The sequence below is a fragment of the Acinetobacter sp. XH1741 genome, from assembly GCF_041021895.1.
GTDB lineage: Bacteria > Pseudomonadota > Gammaproteobacteria > Pseudomonadales > Moraxellaceae > Acinetobacter.
In genome coordinates this window covers 2,581,076-2,595,070 of record NZ_CP157428.1, presented here as the reverse complement: position 1 = coordinate 2,595,070, position 13,995 = coordinate 2,581,076, and the positions used below count along the sequence as shown (strand labels likewise).

At 36.8% G+C, this 13,995-nt stretch carries 12 protein-coding genes; 8 read left to right on the top strand and 4 right to left on the bottom strand.

Annotated elements, in window-relative coordinates; translation table 11 throughout:
* Positions 1-82: 82 nt before the first annotated feature.
* Complete coding sequence (locus tag ABLB96_RS12330; protein ID WP_348897116.1) at positions 83-1,306, top strand: alkane 1-monooxygenase; 1,224 nt, start codon at positions 83-85, stop codon at positions 1,304-1,306.
* Positions 1,307-1,422: 116 nt separating this feature from the next.
* Here the strand turns inward: ABLB96_RS12330 and ABLB96_RS12325 are convergent, their stop codons facing one another.
* The 4 genes from ABLB96_RS12325 to ABLB96_RS12310 all read right to left on the bottom strand — a co-directional run bounded on the left by ABLB96_RS12325 (position 1,423) and on the right by ABLB96_RS12310 (position 6,076).
* Entirely contained in the window at positions 1,423-2,628 is a 1,206-nt protein-coding gene (locus tag ABLB96_RS12325) for an acyl-CoA dehydrogenase family protein (protein ID WP_348897115.1), read from the bottom strand.
* Positions 2,629-2,649: 21 nt separating this feature from the next.
* Positions 2,650-3,933 (bottom strand): acyl-CoA dehydrogenase family protein, encoded by a 1,284-nt coding sequence (locus tag ABLB96_RS12320; protein WP_348897143.1) that lies wholly within the window; start codon positions 3,931-3,933, stop codon positions 2,650-2,652.
* 230 nt (positions 3,934-4,163) lie between these two features.
* Positions 4,164-5,537, bottom strand: coding sequence for an AarF/ABC1/UbiB kinase family protein (locus ABLB96_RS12315; protein WP_348897114.1), 1,374 nt, complete (start codon positions 5,535-5,537; stop codon positions 4,164-4,166).
* A 236-nt stretch (positions 5,538-5,773) separates the two neighbouring features.
* Entirely contained in the window at positions 5,774-6,076 is a 303-nt protein-coding gene (locus ABLB96_RS12310; protein ID WP_348897113.1) for a hypothetical protein, read from the bottom strand.
* A 191-nt stretch (positions 6,077-6,267) separates the two neighbouring features.
* On the opposite strand from ABLB96_RS12310, the gene ybaK reads away from it, so the two are divergent.
* The 7 genes from ybaK (at position 6,268) to ABLB96_RS12275 (ending at position 13,906) form a co-directional block, all read left to right on the top strand.
* Positions 6,268-6,732, top strand: a complete 465-nt coding sequence (ybaK, locus tag ABLB96_RS12305; protein WP_348897112.1) for a Cys-tRNA(Pro) deacylase — start codon at positions 6,268-6,270, stop codon at positions 6,730-6,732.
* Positions 6,733-7,174: 442 nt separating this feature from the next.
* The gene (gene mtlD, locus ABLB96_RS12300) at positions 7,175-9,322 is read left to right on the top strand and encodes a bifunctional mannitol-1-phosphate dehydrogenase/phosphatase (protein ID WP_348897111.1); all 2,148 of its coding nucleotides are present in this window, start codon (positions 7,175-7,177) and stop codon (positions 9,320-9,322) included.
* 82 nt (positions 9,323-9,404) lie between these two features.
* Positions 9,405-10,055, top strand: coding sequence for a 2'-5' RNA ligase family protein (locus ABLB96_RS12295; RefSeq protein ID WP_348897110.1), 651 nt, complete (start codon positions 9,405-9,407; stop codon positions 10,053-10,055).
* Positions 10,043-10,561, top strand: a complete 519-nt coding sequence (gene cobU, locus ABLB96_RS12290; protein ID WP_348897109.1) for a bifunctional adenosylcobinamide kinase/adenosylcobinamide-phosphate guanylyltransferase — start codon at positions 10,043-10,045, stop codon at positions 10,559-10,561. The genes ABLB96_RS12295 and cobU overlap by 13 nt, the downstream gene beginning before the upstream one ends.
* 1 nt (position 10,562) lies before the next feature.
* Positions 10,563-11,618: a nicotinate-nucleotide--dimethylbenzimidazole phosphoribosyltransferase gene (gene cobT, locus ABLB96_RS12285; protein WP_348897108.1), complete on the top strand. Its 1,056-nt coding sequence runs from the start codon at positions 10,563-10,565 to the stop codon at positions 11,616-11,618.
* Positions 11,611-12,210, top strand: a complete 600-nt coding sequence (locus ABLB96_RS12280; RefSeq protein ID WP_348897107.1) for a histidine phosphatase family protein — start codon at positions 11,611-11,613, stop codon at positions 12,208-12,210. The genes cobT and ABLB96_RS12280 overlap by 8 nt, the downstream gene beginning before the upstream one ends.
* 124 nt (positions 12,211-12,334) lie before the next feature.
* Positions 12,335-13,906 carry a histidine-type phosphatase gene (locus ABLB96_RS12275; RefSeq protein WP_348897106.1) on the top strand — a complete coding sequence of 524 codons (1,572 nt, stop codon included), beginning with the start codon at positions 12,335-12,337 and terminating at the stop codon, positions 13,904-13,906.
* Positions 13,907-13,995: the final 89 nt, after the last annotated feature.

Below are 13,995 nucleotides of genomic sequence, written 5' to 3'. Positions count from 1 at the left end.
ATAGGTTTTTTGGACGGTTACTACTGTTAAGCAAATGGTATTTCTTTAACTATATAGATATATAGAAAAAGGAAATATGACTATGAATGCACCAGTAAATGTTCAGCAAGAACTTATGCCAGTGCCAGTGTCTATGCGTGAAATAGATCGCAAACGCTATTTATGGATGATTAGTCCAGCATTACCTGTAATTGGTTTAGGTATTTTAGCTGGTTACCACTTTGGTCCCCGCCCATTAAAGAAAGTATTTGCTCTAGGTGGACCACTTTTATTACATGTTGTGATTCCTGCAATTGATACACTTATTGGTAAAGATGCGCGTAATCCAACTGATGAAGAAATTAAACTTCTTGAGAAAGACCCGTATTATTCACGACTGGTAAAGAGTTTTATTCCATTACAATATGCGGCAAATGTTTATGCATGTTATTTAACTAGCCGTAAAACTACTTCATTTATTGATAAAATTTTGCTTGGAATTTCCATGGGTGCAATTAATGGTATTGCAATTAATACAGCCCATGAATTAAGCCATAAACATGATCGTATAGATCATATTTTATCTCATCTTGCTTTAGTACCTACTGGTTACAACCATTTCCGTATTGAGCATCCATACGGACATCATAAACGTGCAGCGACACCTGAAGACCCAGCTTCTTCTCGTATGGGTGAAACATTCTATGAGTTCTGGCCACGTACAGTTGTTGGATCTTTCAAGTCAGCAATTGAAATTGAAAAAAATCGTTTAAAGCGTAAAGGCAAAGAGTTCTGGTCACTTGATAATGAGTTGTTACAAGGCTGGGGTATGACCGCTGCTTTTCATGCCTCTATGGTAGGAATTTTTGGTAAAGGCACGATTCCTTATTTAGCGACGCAAGCATTTTACGGTATTAGTCTTTTTGAGATTATTAACTATATTGAGCATTATGGTTTGCTACGCCAGAAAAAGGAAAATGGCCAATATGAGCGTACAATGCCAGAGCATAGCTGGAATAATAACAACGTAGTGACAAACTTGTTCTTATATCAGCTGCAACGCCACTCAGACCATCATGCTTATCCGACTCGTCCATTCCAAGCACTTCGTCATTTCGATGAAGCTCCTGAGTTACCAAGTGGTTATGCAAGTATGTTATTACCAGCGTTGATTCCTTCATTGTGGTTTAAAATGATGGACAAGCGTGTATTTGATCACTACAAAGGTGATTTAAATAAAGCAAATATTTCACCAAAACGTCGTGCAAAAATCTTTAAAAAATTTGGTGTAGTCGATAAGTCATTAGAAGTTACACAAGCTAACTAAATAAAAATATATTCCTGAAATACCAAACCCTCTAATCATGTGATTAGAGGGTTTTTATTTTGCAGATAATTCATAGTACTAAGAAACAAGGGAGTTTAAACCCCCTTGCAATATTCTTATTTTAACTCACTTGAAGATTTGCCAAGCTCGCGTCGAGCAATAATAAGTTGTTGAATTTGTTGAGTTCCTTCAAAAATATCAAGAATTTTTGAATCGCGCGCCCATTTTTCAAGTAATTCATCTTCGTTATAGCCCACACTTGCTGCCAACTCGACACATTTTAAAGTGATTTCATTACCTACACGGCCAGCTTTTGCTTTGGCAATTGAAGCTTCTTTAGAGTTTGGTTTTTTGTTATCTGCCATCCATGTTGCTTTTAGCATAAGTAAACGAGCTGCTTCCCAGTCGGCTTCCATACGGTAGATTTGCGCGGCAAGATTGGAAGTTTGCAAGTATGGCGTTGAGTAATCTGGGTCTAACTGATCTTTAAAAATTTCCTTAATACGTTCTAAAGAAGCCTTTGCACAACCAATCGCCATAGCCGCGACCAGTGGACGAGTATTATCAAAAGTCTCCATGACACCAGCGAAACCTTTAGCAACGTCGACTTCGGCATTACCTAAAAGATTTTCTGCGGGTACACGGCAGTCCGTAAAGCTAATAACTGCTGTATCAGAAGCTTTAATTCCTAATTTATGTTCAAGGCGCTCAACCTTCATTCCGGGAGTACCTTTAGGCACAACAAATGACTTAATTGCAGCACGACCTAGTTTACGATCAAGTGTAGCCCATACTACGACCGAGTCTGCTCGTTCCCCAGAGGTGACGAAAATCTTTTCACCATTTAAGATGTAGTCATTACCATCTTTGGTTGCGGTTGTACGGATAGCAGCAGAGTCAGAACCACAGCCTGGTTCAGTAATGGCCATAGCAGCCCATGTACCTTTAAAGCGTTCTAGCTGCTCATCGTTTGCAACAGCAGCAATTGCTGAATTTCCTAGTCCTTGACGTGGCATACTGAGTAATAGTCCAGTATCGCCATAACACATTTCAATGATTCCTAGCGCTGTTGACATGTTGGTGCCGTTACGGATGCCCTCATTATCTGTTTCACCACGTTTACCCGCACCTGCAGCACCGGCATTAATTCCTTCACCACCTTCATTCATACCATCAATAAGCGAAGCAAGCATATCGAGTTCTTTTGGATAAGCATGTTCTGCTTTATCGTATTTACGGGAAATAGGGCGTAATACATTGATCGCAACATCATGTGCTTGATCAATCATCATTTTGAATTTTTTTGGATTTTGTAAATTCATGAAAATATCCTCTGATTGATCTTAAGCATGTAAGCCAGAATGTAAAATTGCAGTGGCCCGTAAATCACGATACCAACGTTCAACAGGATGTTCTTTTGTGAAACCATGGCCTCCAAGAATTTGTACCCCATCTGTGCCTATTTTCATTGATTTTTCTGCACATAGAATACGAGCTAGATAGGCTTCACGGTGGAAGGGCTTGCCTGCTTCAGCAAGACTTGCTGCATTTAAGACCAACATGCGCATAGCATCAATTTCAATTGCCATATCAGCAATCATAAATGCGACACTTTGACGATGGGAAATAGGTTCTCCGAAAGCAGTTCTTTCATTGGCATATTTAATACAATAGGCTTTTACAGCTTCACAGGTTCCTACAGCCATTGCACACCACATGAGATTACCTAAATCTAAAAAAGCAGTGTAGTCAAAATCTGTTGCACCTAAACGTAAAGCGGGGGTGTGATTAAAGCGAAGAGTCGCTGTTTCTGTTGCTTTAAGACCCATAGCTGGAGTGTTTTTAATCGAAATAGTGTCACCGCACTGTACGACAAATATATCTGGTTTACCGTTAAAGTCTGCACTTACTAAAAATACATCAGCTAAATCACCTAAAATGACTAAGGTTTTTTCACCGTCTATAAAAATTTGATCATTTTCAAAAGAAGCTTTTGTTTTTAAAGTGTAAGGGTTGAATGCTGGAGTTGCTTCTTGAACTGCAAAAGTGGCGGTAATATCTGAGTCTTCTGCAAAACATGGCAAATACATTGACTGAACTTCAGTAGAGCCCCAACGTGTAATCGCATTAATAACGCTAAACGTACTGAGCAATCCTGCAGTAAGACTAAAATCACCTTCAGCCAATTTTTCAGCGATGAGTAAGTTACTTACAATATTTTGCTCGGCTGCTACACCACCCAATGCTTCTGGTAATGCGTAGTAATTAAGTCCTAAATCTTCTAGATACTGCCAAAGGTTCTCTGGAAACTGGGCAGTTTGATCAGCTTCATGCGCCAAGCTTAATAAAACTTCTTGAGCAAAATGAGACATTGCTTCAGAAGTCATTTGCTGTTCTTCGGTTAGGCTTAAATCAAACAGGTTTTTCTTCTGCTGAGGTAAACGTTGTTGAGGAATCTGTTTAGGTTTAAATGCTTTTTGGGTCTGACTCAATGCTCTAAAGCCAGCTTTGGAACCTTGGTATAGGGACTTTTCAACAAATTTACGTAGCTTGAGCTGATCAAGTACATCGCTTCCAGCCAATCTTGTGATCAGCGATAAACCCAACCCCTGAGCTTTATTAATCATACTTGTCATGATTATGGTGTCCTAACACGTTGTTATTGTTTTATGCTGACATGCCATATAGGAAAAAACTATGTCGTTTCTGACATTAAAAAAATGGGTGGATAAATGGTAAAAGGAAAAATAAATTTTCTTATCTTTTTGATTTTATATATTAAAAATAATTTTTTGGAATAACTATTTGGGAGGTATTGGCTAGAATGACATGAAAAGCATTCTAGCCAATAAATAGATTAAGCAAAGTTACGAATCATGCGTCGTACATTTGTTTTTGCATCGATAACTGTCATAAACGTGTATGCTCCAATAAATTTACGGCTAATAAACATAAATTCTTTAGGAGGAACCGAGAAATAACGTGATGCCATTGATTTACTTGCTTGTTGCATCACACGGCTATGCAACTGACTTTTCTTCCAGTCATAACGTTCGTGTTCATCCATAAGGCCAACTGGCATATCTGGATTGTTTTCAGGAGTACTAAATGCTTCTGTCGCAAGTAAAAAGACGTCTGCCATACCAGGTTTAATACTTTCAGGCATTTCATCGAAAAATTCATAGCCAGTCATAGCTTGTACCATTGCATGTTTATCGTGTTGATAACCAGCTTGGATTAGATTACGTGCGACTGAGAGTAGGTGTTCATCGAACTGACGGATCGCGCCGAAATCGAGTAATACAATTTTATCTTGAATATCTTGACCATTACCTAAACGAACGAGGTAATTACCGAAGTTAGGGTCAGTCTGCATTTCACCCCATTCAAAAATCTCACGAACAGCTATTTCAAGAGAAGCTTCACCGAGTTGATTACGACGTTCTTGAGGAAGCGAGAGCATTACTGGGCTATTAATTGGCACACCGCGTTCAAAGGTCATGCATAGTACTTGATTGGTGCAATATTCATCTACAATTGTAGGAACGATATAACGCTCATCATCTTTTAAGCGTTCACCAAAGCGGCGAGTGGTTGCTGCTTCAACATCATAGTCAACTTCACGATGCATCATTTCACGTACTTCATCAAACCACTGATCAAATTCACGGGTTTGTGGGACCATACGTGTAAGTTTAAGCATGTTTTTAAACAAACTCATATCAGAGTCAATGGCATTGGCAACGCCTGGATATTGAATTTTTAAAACTAATTCCAAACCATCTGATTTACGCGTTGCTCTGTGTACTTGTGCCAACGAAGCCGTACCAATTGGTTCATGATCAATCGTTAAATCATTTAATTTGGAACCCAGTTGTTCTTGTAGGTGCGGTTTAATCGCAGGCCAATCTAAAGCGACCGTTTGGTTGTTTAAAGTATTTAATGCTTGTGTAATTTCTTCAGGTAAAAAATGTTCACCATAAAGCGCCATCATTTGGCCAATCTTAACAATAGAACCCTTAAGTTTACCAATTTCAGAAACCAGATAATTCGCTTGTTCACTCATCGCTTTTTTGCGTTTTTTTTCTTTTTCTTCCTCATTGGAAAATAAAGAAGAAGCGCTTGCAGTTGCCCAACGTGTTCCTGCAAGTAAAGAAGCTTTCGCGATTGATAAGCGTCGATCCATGGAAGAAGTTTTTAAACTCTTAAGCTTATCGTTCTGATTTGACATGAAAATAGAATCCTATGCGCATCATGCAGCAAAACGCTGGTGATCTAAAATTGTAATGAATATTACATGTTTTGAACGTATTAAAATAGTTCTATAAGACTGAATGGTGAGTCTAAGGTCTCATTTTGAATCCTAATTTTCATAAAATAGCCTAAGAAGGGTAGTGAAAACTAAAAAACAAACCATTTAGAAAAATAAACTATATTAAAACACCGTGTTAGATGCTAATCACTAGATTACATTTTGTACTGAATTTTCAATTCAGCCTTTTGCATTAAGTGCATACGATTAGCTTGAATATGTTGAATGACCATTTGCTTGACGGAATCGTGCATAAAACCCAATGCATGAGCCTTTACAATGATGATACTCGGTAAAGTATAGAAAAAGTACTTCACATCATCAAAACTCGCATTATTAAAAATGCCTTGCTCGATTAAGGTCTGCTGTAAAAATTGCTTTTCATTTAATACATGATCTGAAGCTTCATCCCAAAAACGGTGACGCATTGCCATCAGATTATTGTGTTTGTAACTCATAAATTTGCCAGTTCAGACTTTAAATCTTGAATAAATATATTGGAGTCATCTACTCAATATCAAGTTCAGATTGTTTTTTGTTCGGTTTCTAATTGATTTTTCATGTAAATGATGTAAATAGCCTAAGCAAATTTTAAACTTTTCTTTAAAATAAATATAATCAATATCATTTCATTAAAATTTAAACTCATATGACTCCTGCATGTAGATTGTTAAAAAGTAATACAATTGAATTCTCCATTCATGAATATGAACATGATGCGAATGCTAAAAGTTTTGGTTTAGAAGCCGCAGAAAAATTAAATCTCGCCGTAAATGAAGTTTTTAAAACACTTCTTGTCACTGATGAAAAAAATTACTTCGTTGCGATCATACCTGTTAATCATCAGCTCAACTTAAAAAAGGTTGCGACGGCGGTTGGCTGTAAAAAATTGCAGATGGCAAATCCGAAAGATGCAGAGCGTTTGACAGGGTACTTAGTAGGTGGAATTAGTCCTTTAGGTCAAAAGAAACGTTTAAAGACTGTGATTGATGAATCTGCGCAAGAGCTCAACAAAATTTATGTTAGCGGGGGGAAAAGAGGATTAGATATTGGTTTAAATCCTAAAGACTTAGCACAAATATTAAATGCTCAATTTGTTGATGTACTGGATTGATTAAAAGAAGTACATTTTAAATTTGACACATCAAATGAAAATGATTATCATTATTAAATAGGTGGTGTTTAGTTCTACCAGAAATCATGATAATGAAAAATAACTCTATTTTCTGGTATGTGTGAGTACCTGCAAGACATTATAAAAAAATGCAGGTTGGACTAGCGGTAAATGGACCTAAGAAAAATAAATATGATCAGCGCAATAAAAAGAACAAGCAAAACTAGCAAGCGAGGATGGCTTGCTAGTTTTGTATTTAAGTTTAGTTTCATAATTATTCATATTATTCAACCTTTAAAGCTTTTTAAGAAGTTGTAGTAACAGATTACTTATATTTTTGATTAAATAATAACCACTAATGTTTCATTTATTATCAACCCGTCTTTTTAGGCAGTTTTTTGTATACCCTGAATAAAACATGATCAAAAAAAGAGGTAAATACGTGCTTATTTTTCATGGAAAACCTATTCACGGAGCTATCTTTGATATGGATGGGACAATGTTTGATACTGAGCGATTACGGTTTCAAACATTGCAACAGGCATCTAAAGAACTCATTGGGCAGGAGTTTTCACACGAATATTTAATGCAATGTTTGGGTCTTAGTGCGACAACAGCGGAACAGCTTGCTCAACGTTTATATGGCGTAGATGTTCCCTATAAAGAAATTAGAAAAAAAGCCGATGAAATGGAACTGGAATATATCCGTAAACACGGCGTTCCTATCAAAAAAGGTTTAGTTCAAGTTCTTGAGCGATTAAGAAAATCAGGTTTAAGAATGGCTGTAGCCACTTCAAGTCGTCGAGCGATTGCTGAAGAATATTTAATTAACGCAAACGTATATAAGTTCTTTGATGTGATTACTTGTGGTGATGAAGTACAACAAGGAAAGCCACATCCAGAAATTTTTCTAAAAGCTGCTAGCCAACTTCATTTAGATGCAAACCAATGTTTAATGTTTGAAGATTCTGAAAATGGCCTAAGTTCAGCTCATACATCAAAAGGTCTAACAATTCTCTTAAAGGATATTAAAGAGCCAAATGATGAGATGCTCGAAAAAGCAGATTTTTATTATGATCAAATGTATGACTTTTTAACTGATCTTGATCAGTTTATTCCGGTTATGGATATGCCAGAAATATCGGAGTCATTTCCGCAAAGTTTGAATCAACTAACGGTTGGAATACATGGTTTTGGAGCTGTTGGGGGAGGTTATATAGCTCAAATTTTGTCTCATTGGGATGGTTATACAAGACCAAGACGTATTATTGGATCTACTCGAAATAGTCTTTTTCGTGAAGCTGTAAATGCCTTTGGCACATATAGCATTCGCTATGGACAGTCTTCTTATGATGAACGTATTGAGAATATGACGATTGTTGATTCTGATAATGAGCAACAAATGTTGGAGATGTATACACATTCGAGTTTGATTGCGCTGTGCTTACCTGAACAAGCTATCGAAGCTGAATCAAAAATGATTGCAAAAGGGCTATATGCACGTTTTAACTCGCCACATGAAACATGTATCGAACCGCTAACTTTTTTAATTATTTTAAATAAAGTCGGTGCGAAATATTTGGTGATGAAGCATCTCAGAGAAGCTCTATTAGAGTTAACTAATGATGAAGATGTAACTGAGCATATTTTAAAAGAACATTACTTTTGTGACACTGTCGTAAACCGTATGGTTTCCAAACTATCTAATCAGAACTTATATCGCCAACTTCGTATTAAGCATAATTTTCTTGAGCAACATTTGGAAGATGTGGAGCAAGAAGAGCAAATCGAAATTGAAGACTGCAATAAATTGACTCAGGATCAGCAAAATCAAGCATCTTTGTATGTTGATAACATGCGTCGTAATTTCCAACCTGGGCATATATTACAAAGTATGGATTTAATCTTATTCCATAGTGAAACTGATATGCCAATTTATGTAGAGAAAGGCAGTCCCTTACTTGAGAAGTTGCGTCAGGTTGTATTAGTTGACCAAATTACTGATATTCAACTCATTAAAAATCGATTATGGAACGGCGTGCATGCAATGCTTGCTTGGTATGCATCATTAATGGGTTATGAGTCTATTGGTGTTGCTATGGGAGACCATTCAGTTAAAGCATTTGCAGAAAATTTAGTTACCGAGGTAAAGCAGGGCCTAGCAATTGTTTTACCTCACTACGCAAAAAATTTGGATCGAATGGCACAAAGTTTTCTAGACTCATGTGAATATGCATTTAAAGATCCTTGTCAAAGAGTCGCAAGAGATCCGTTACGTAAACTGAATCATAATGAACGGGTAATGGTATCAATAGAGGTAAATATAGATCATGGTTTACCTTATAAAAACTTATTAAAAGGTGCTGCGTTGGGTTATGCGTATGCAATTCAGTTTTTAGAAATTGAAGAGACTAAAGTGGTTGAATATTTGCAACAGCAAATTCATCAATTGAATATGAATACGCCCCAAAAAAGCCAACTTGAAGTTGAGTTAACGCAATTAATTCAATATTTGTTTTCTGAACAAGATAAACAGCCATTGAACATAAATATTACCAATGCCAAAACTACCGGTACTCAGTATGCTTGAACTGGTTTAGTGAATTAATGCTCTACAATTAAAGCGCAAACATGTTTTAATGCAAAAGTTTAGTTATTTTTGAATTAAAGCTGTGTTGCTAAAACCCTCGACGTTCTTAGTGCCAACAACTATACGGGATTACCCAGAATGGCACTATGGGCGTCAAAATTATGTGTTATGGTATCTAGAGATTAATGATCCAAAATTAGTTCATTATCTAGATATGTTACGTGTACATTTTTCAGATTTTTTATTAGAACCTAATAACCGTCAATATCATATCACTTTGTTTATATGTGGATTTTTAACTCATGAAATTAAATTTCATAGTGATGACTTTAGTTTTAATGAGTTTGAGCAGCAGAGACGAATTTTAATAAAAGAAAATTTTGCACCTTTTCAATTAAAAATTGGTTCAGTTGATAGTTTTAGTAGTGCTTTATTTGTAGAAATTCAAGATAACAAAAATATCTTATCTCTCATACGTCAAAAACTAGGTACAGTTTCTAATGAAATTGCTGCCTTAGATTATTGTCCCCACATTACATTAGGATTGTATAAAAAAGCCTATAGTAGTGATTTGATTTTACAAAAAATTTCTGAATTATCTGTACAATATCAACATGCTGAATTTGAACTTAAAGTTGAGCATCTAACGTTTGGTTATTATGACGCTCAAGCTTTACAAGGTAAGCTGTATTCGTATCGACATTTGTTTTTAGGTGATTCATGTTGCAACTGATTTTGGGTGGTGCTCGCTCTGGCAAAAGTCGACTCGCTGAACAAACGGCAATATCTACACAATTACCTGTGACTTATGTCGCGACCGCGCAAGCGCTTGATCCAGAAATGCAAAGCCGAATCGCTCATCATCAAAATCAGCGTCCTGCACATTGGTCTTTGATCGAAGAACCATTATTTTTAGCAAAAGCACTTCAGAAAATTGACCAGCCTAATCAAATTATTTTGGTGGATTGCTTAACGCTTTGGTTAACCAATTTGTTACTGTTAGAAGATCAGAGCGTTCAACAATTTGAGTGTGAGCAACTCCTAAAAGTTTTGCCTACACTTGAGTCAGAAATTATTTTAGTGAGTAATGAAACAGGACTTGGGGTTGTACCACTTGGCGAAATTAGTCGCCGTTTTGTAGATGAAGCAGGCAGACTACATCAAGCTTTAGGACAAATTGCAGATAAGGTTGTGTTTTGTGTAGCTGGTTTTCCAATGATTTTAAAAGGTGAGAAATAAAATGAACTGGTGGTTAAAGTCTGTACAGCAACCTAATTTAGATGCAAAACAACAAGCTGAGCAACATCAACTCCAACTTACAAAGCCTACAGGTGCGTTAGGTGATTTAGAGCAGATTGCAATTACACTTGCCAGTTTACAGTCAAATGCACAGCCTGAGGTTAACCATCCATGGATTACTATTTTTGCGGGCGACCATGGCGTAGTTGAAGAAAATATCTCTGCATATCCTCAAGCCGTTACTCGCCAAATGCTACAAAACTTCACAACAGGCGGCGCAGCAATTAGTGTTATTGCCAAATATCATCAAGCTCATTTGCAAGTGATTGACTGTGGCACAGTGGGCGAAGCATATGAATATGCAGGTGTTGAACGTTATTGTATTCGTGCTGGCACAGCAAATTTTGCCAAACAAGCTGCCATGAGTGCTGAAGAATGTCGGGCTGCCTTAGAGTTAGGTAAAGAAAGTGTAGATACTGCTAAAGCGAACAGTGCAGATATTTATATTGCGGGTGAGATGGGAATTGGAAACACCTGTTCTGCTTCTGCCTTAGCTTGTCTTTTATTAAATGATACTGCTGAGCAACTGACTGGAGTGGGGACGGGAATTGGCACCGATCAGTTAAGACATAAAATTGAGGTAATTGAAAAGGCAATTGAGCTTCACCATAAACATGTCACGGGTGATACGTTCAAAACATTATGTGCTGTAGGTGGTTTGGAAATTGCGGCAATTGTGGGTGCTTATATTCGATGTGCGCAAGTGGGTTTACCTGTGATAGTCGATGGTTTTATTAGTTCAGTAGCTGCTTTATGTGCAGTCCGAATGAATCCTGAAGTACGTGAATGGATGTTATTTGGCCATCAGTCGGCAGAGTATGGTCACCGTCGTATTTTACAAGAACTTAAAGCTGATCCGATTTTAAAAATGAACTTGCGTTTGGGGGAAGGTAGCGGTGCTGGTACTGCCTTAGCATTAGTTAAAATGGCATGTGTATTACATAACCAAATGGCTACTTTTGCTCAGGCTGCTGTAAGCGGAGATAAAATTGGGTAATTTTAGGATCGATTTGCTCAGACACGGTGAAAGTCAATATAGTCATACTTTACGTGGGCATTTAGATGATGAGTTAACAGCAAAAGGTTGGCAGCAAATGCAGTCAACCGTTGAGCAAGTCACAAACCAGACATGGGATGTCATTGCAAGTTCATCATTAAAAAGGTGTTCTTGTTTTGCCGAACAACTTGCCAAAACAACTGAGCTACCTTTGCTTTTAAATGATGACTTAAAAGAAATGTATTTTGGTGAGTGGGAAGGTATTTCAACTCAGCAAATTTATGAAACCTCACCAGAGTTACTGGCAAACTTCTGGCAAAAACCGACTCAATATTGTCCGCCTAGAGCAGAAACATTGATGCAATTTCAAACCAGAGTTTTGATCGGGTTTCAGGATTTGCTTGTACATATGCAAAAGCAGAATTGGCAGCATGCATTAGTTGTTACCCATGGTGGTGTGATTAAGTTATTGGCTTGTTTAGCTGGGCAACACCCTTTAAATGACTTATTGAAAATGCCAGCAGAGCTTGGGAAGTTGTATTCTTTGGAGTTTTCTCAAACAGATGGTCAATTAATTTTTATGTTGAGATAGCAGTTTTATATTTTTATATACTTGTAAGTTATTATTTTTATAAAGATATTTGAATTTGTGTAATCGTACTGTCACCGCAAAAAATTAAGATATTAATATTTCTTAGTAATAAATTATCTGACTTATGAATATTTTATTTAAAACGGCATTGCTTGCCACATCAATATTGCTAGTAGCCTGTAATAATAATAATGATGATCAAGATACACAAACAACATCACCAACAAATTCATCAAAATATTATCAAACAAAAACACCTTATCAACCGCAACAAAATCTAAAAAACTACGAACAAGCTCCGAATGGGTTTCAGCCAGTTTTTACTGAGTTAGTTGCACGTCATGGTTCAAGAGGTCTATCAAGTATTAAGTATGATTTAGCACTTTATAATTTATGGAAGCAGGCAAAAGCAGAAAATGCTTTAACGCCGTTAGGCGAGCAATTAGGTGCTGATTTAGAAGCAATGATGAAAGCCAACATATTATTAGGCTATGGTGTGGAAGGCATACGCCAATATGGTTATGGTAATGAAACGATGACTGGTATTTTAGAACATCGCGGCATTGCAGACCGATTATTGCAGCGCTTACCAACACTTTTAAATCCGCAAGCATCTGTATTGGTACAAAGTTCTGGTGTAGATCGTGCGGTAGATAGTGCCAAATTCTTTACTGCTGAATTGATTAAACAACAGCCTCAGCTTAAAGATAAAATTGTTCCCGTGTCTTATACCAGTTTATCGAGTACAAGTGTTCCTAGTGTTATAGATGGTGGAGTGGATCGTTTTAAACTTTATTTTCATAGTTTGAATGCGGTTGAGGATTTAACTCAACCACTCAGTGCTAGCCAACAGAAAATTTATGACGCAAGTCAGGCCTATCAAGATTTTGAAGTAAACAATAAAGATTTAGCTCAAAAACTAAATGAGTTATCAAAAAACACTCAGGCTGAAAAAATTGCCCAGACTGTACTTGCCCCAATTTTTAAAGCAGACTTTATTAAAAAACTCGGTACAGCAGGTTATAGTTTTAGTAATACGGGATCATTTACAGTTACCTCACCAAAAGGTGAGCAAATTACAGAAAAAGGTAAGGGTAAAAATACGATTGCTAGTGCAGTGGATGCCGCTGCATATATTTATGAGCTTTATTCAATTTCTGGTGGTATGAAAGATGAATTAAAAGATATTAATTTTGATAAATATATGCCTCTTGAGGCAGCAGAATTTTATGCTGAGTTTAATGATGCCAATGATTTTTACCAAAAGGGACCAAGTTTTACCGAATCTAATCAGGTCACAAGTGAAATTGCACAAGGACTCAAACAAGATTTATTCCAACAAGTTGATGCCGTTGTAAATAAAGCTCAACCTTACAAAGCGGTTTTACGTTTTGCACATGCAGAAATTGTTATTCCTCTAGCCACCAGCTTAGATATACATAATATGATGCAACCTTTGCCCCTGCGTCAGACTTATAATTATTCAACAAGCACATGGCGTGGTGAAGTAGTATCACCTATGGCTGCAAATGTTCAATGGGATATTTATCAAAACAACCAAGGCTATACGCTGGTTAAAATGCTTTATAACGAAAAAGAGACTTTATTTAAGTCTGCATGCGACTATGCACGTTACACACCAAGCAGTTTTTACTACGACTACATTAAATTGAAGCAGTGTTATCAAATGCAATAGCTTTTCACTTTTTGAAGTGTTTCATGGGAATAGGGATTGCTATTCCCATTTTTATTTCTTCATAATTCAAGCTATTTAAAATATAGATC

Coding starts and splice junctions, on each gene's coding strand:
- ABLB96_RS12330 (WP_348897116.1), top strand. CDS start 83: ATGAATGCACCAGTAAATGTTCAGCAAGAACTTATGCCAGTGCCAGTG.
- ABLB96_RS12325 (WP_348897115.1), bottom strand. CDS start 2,628: ATGAATTTACAAAATCCAAAAAAATTCAAAATGATGATTGATCAAGCA.
- ABLB96_RS12320 (WP_348897143.1), bottom strand. CDS start 3,933: ATGATTAATAAAGCTCAGGGGTTGGGTTTATCGCTGATCACAAGATTG.
- ABLB96_RS12315 (WP_348897114.1), bottom strand. CDS start 5,537: ATGTCAAATCAGAACGATAAGCTTAAGAGTTTAAAAACTTCTTCCATG.
- ABLB96_RS12310 (WP_348897113.1), bottom strand. CDS start 6,076: ATGAGTTACAAACACAATAATCTGATGGCAATGCGTCACCGTTTTTGG.
- ybaK (WP_348897112.1), top strand. CDS start 6,268: ATGACTCCTGCATGTAGATTGTTAAAAAGTAATACAATTGAATTCTCC.
- cobU (WP_348897109.1), top strand. CDS start 10,043: ATGTTGCAACTGATTTTGGGTGGTGCTCGCTCTGGCAAAAGTCGACTC.
- cobT (WP_348897108.1), top strand. CDS start 10,563: ATGAACTGGTGGTTAAAGTCTGTACAGCAACCTAATTTAGATGCAAAA.
- ABLB96_RS12275 (WP_348897106.1), top strand. CDS start 12,335: ATGAATATTTTATTTAAAACGGCATTGCTTGCCACATCAATATTGCTA.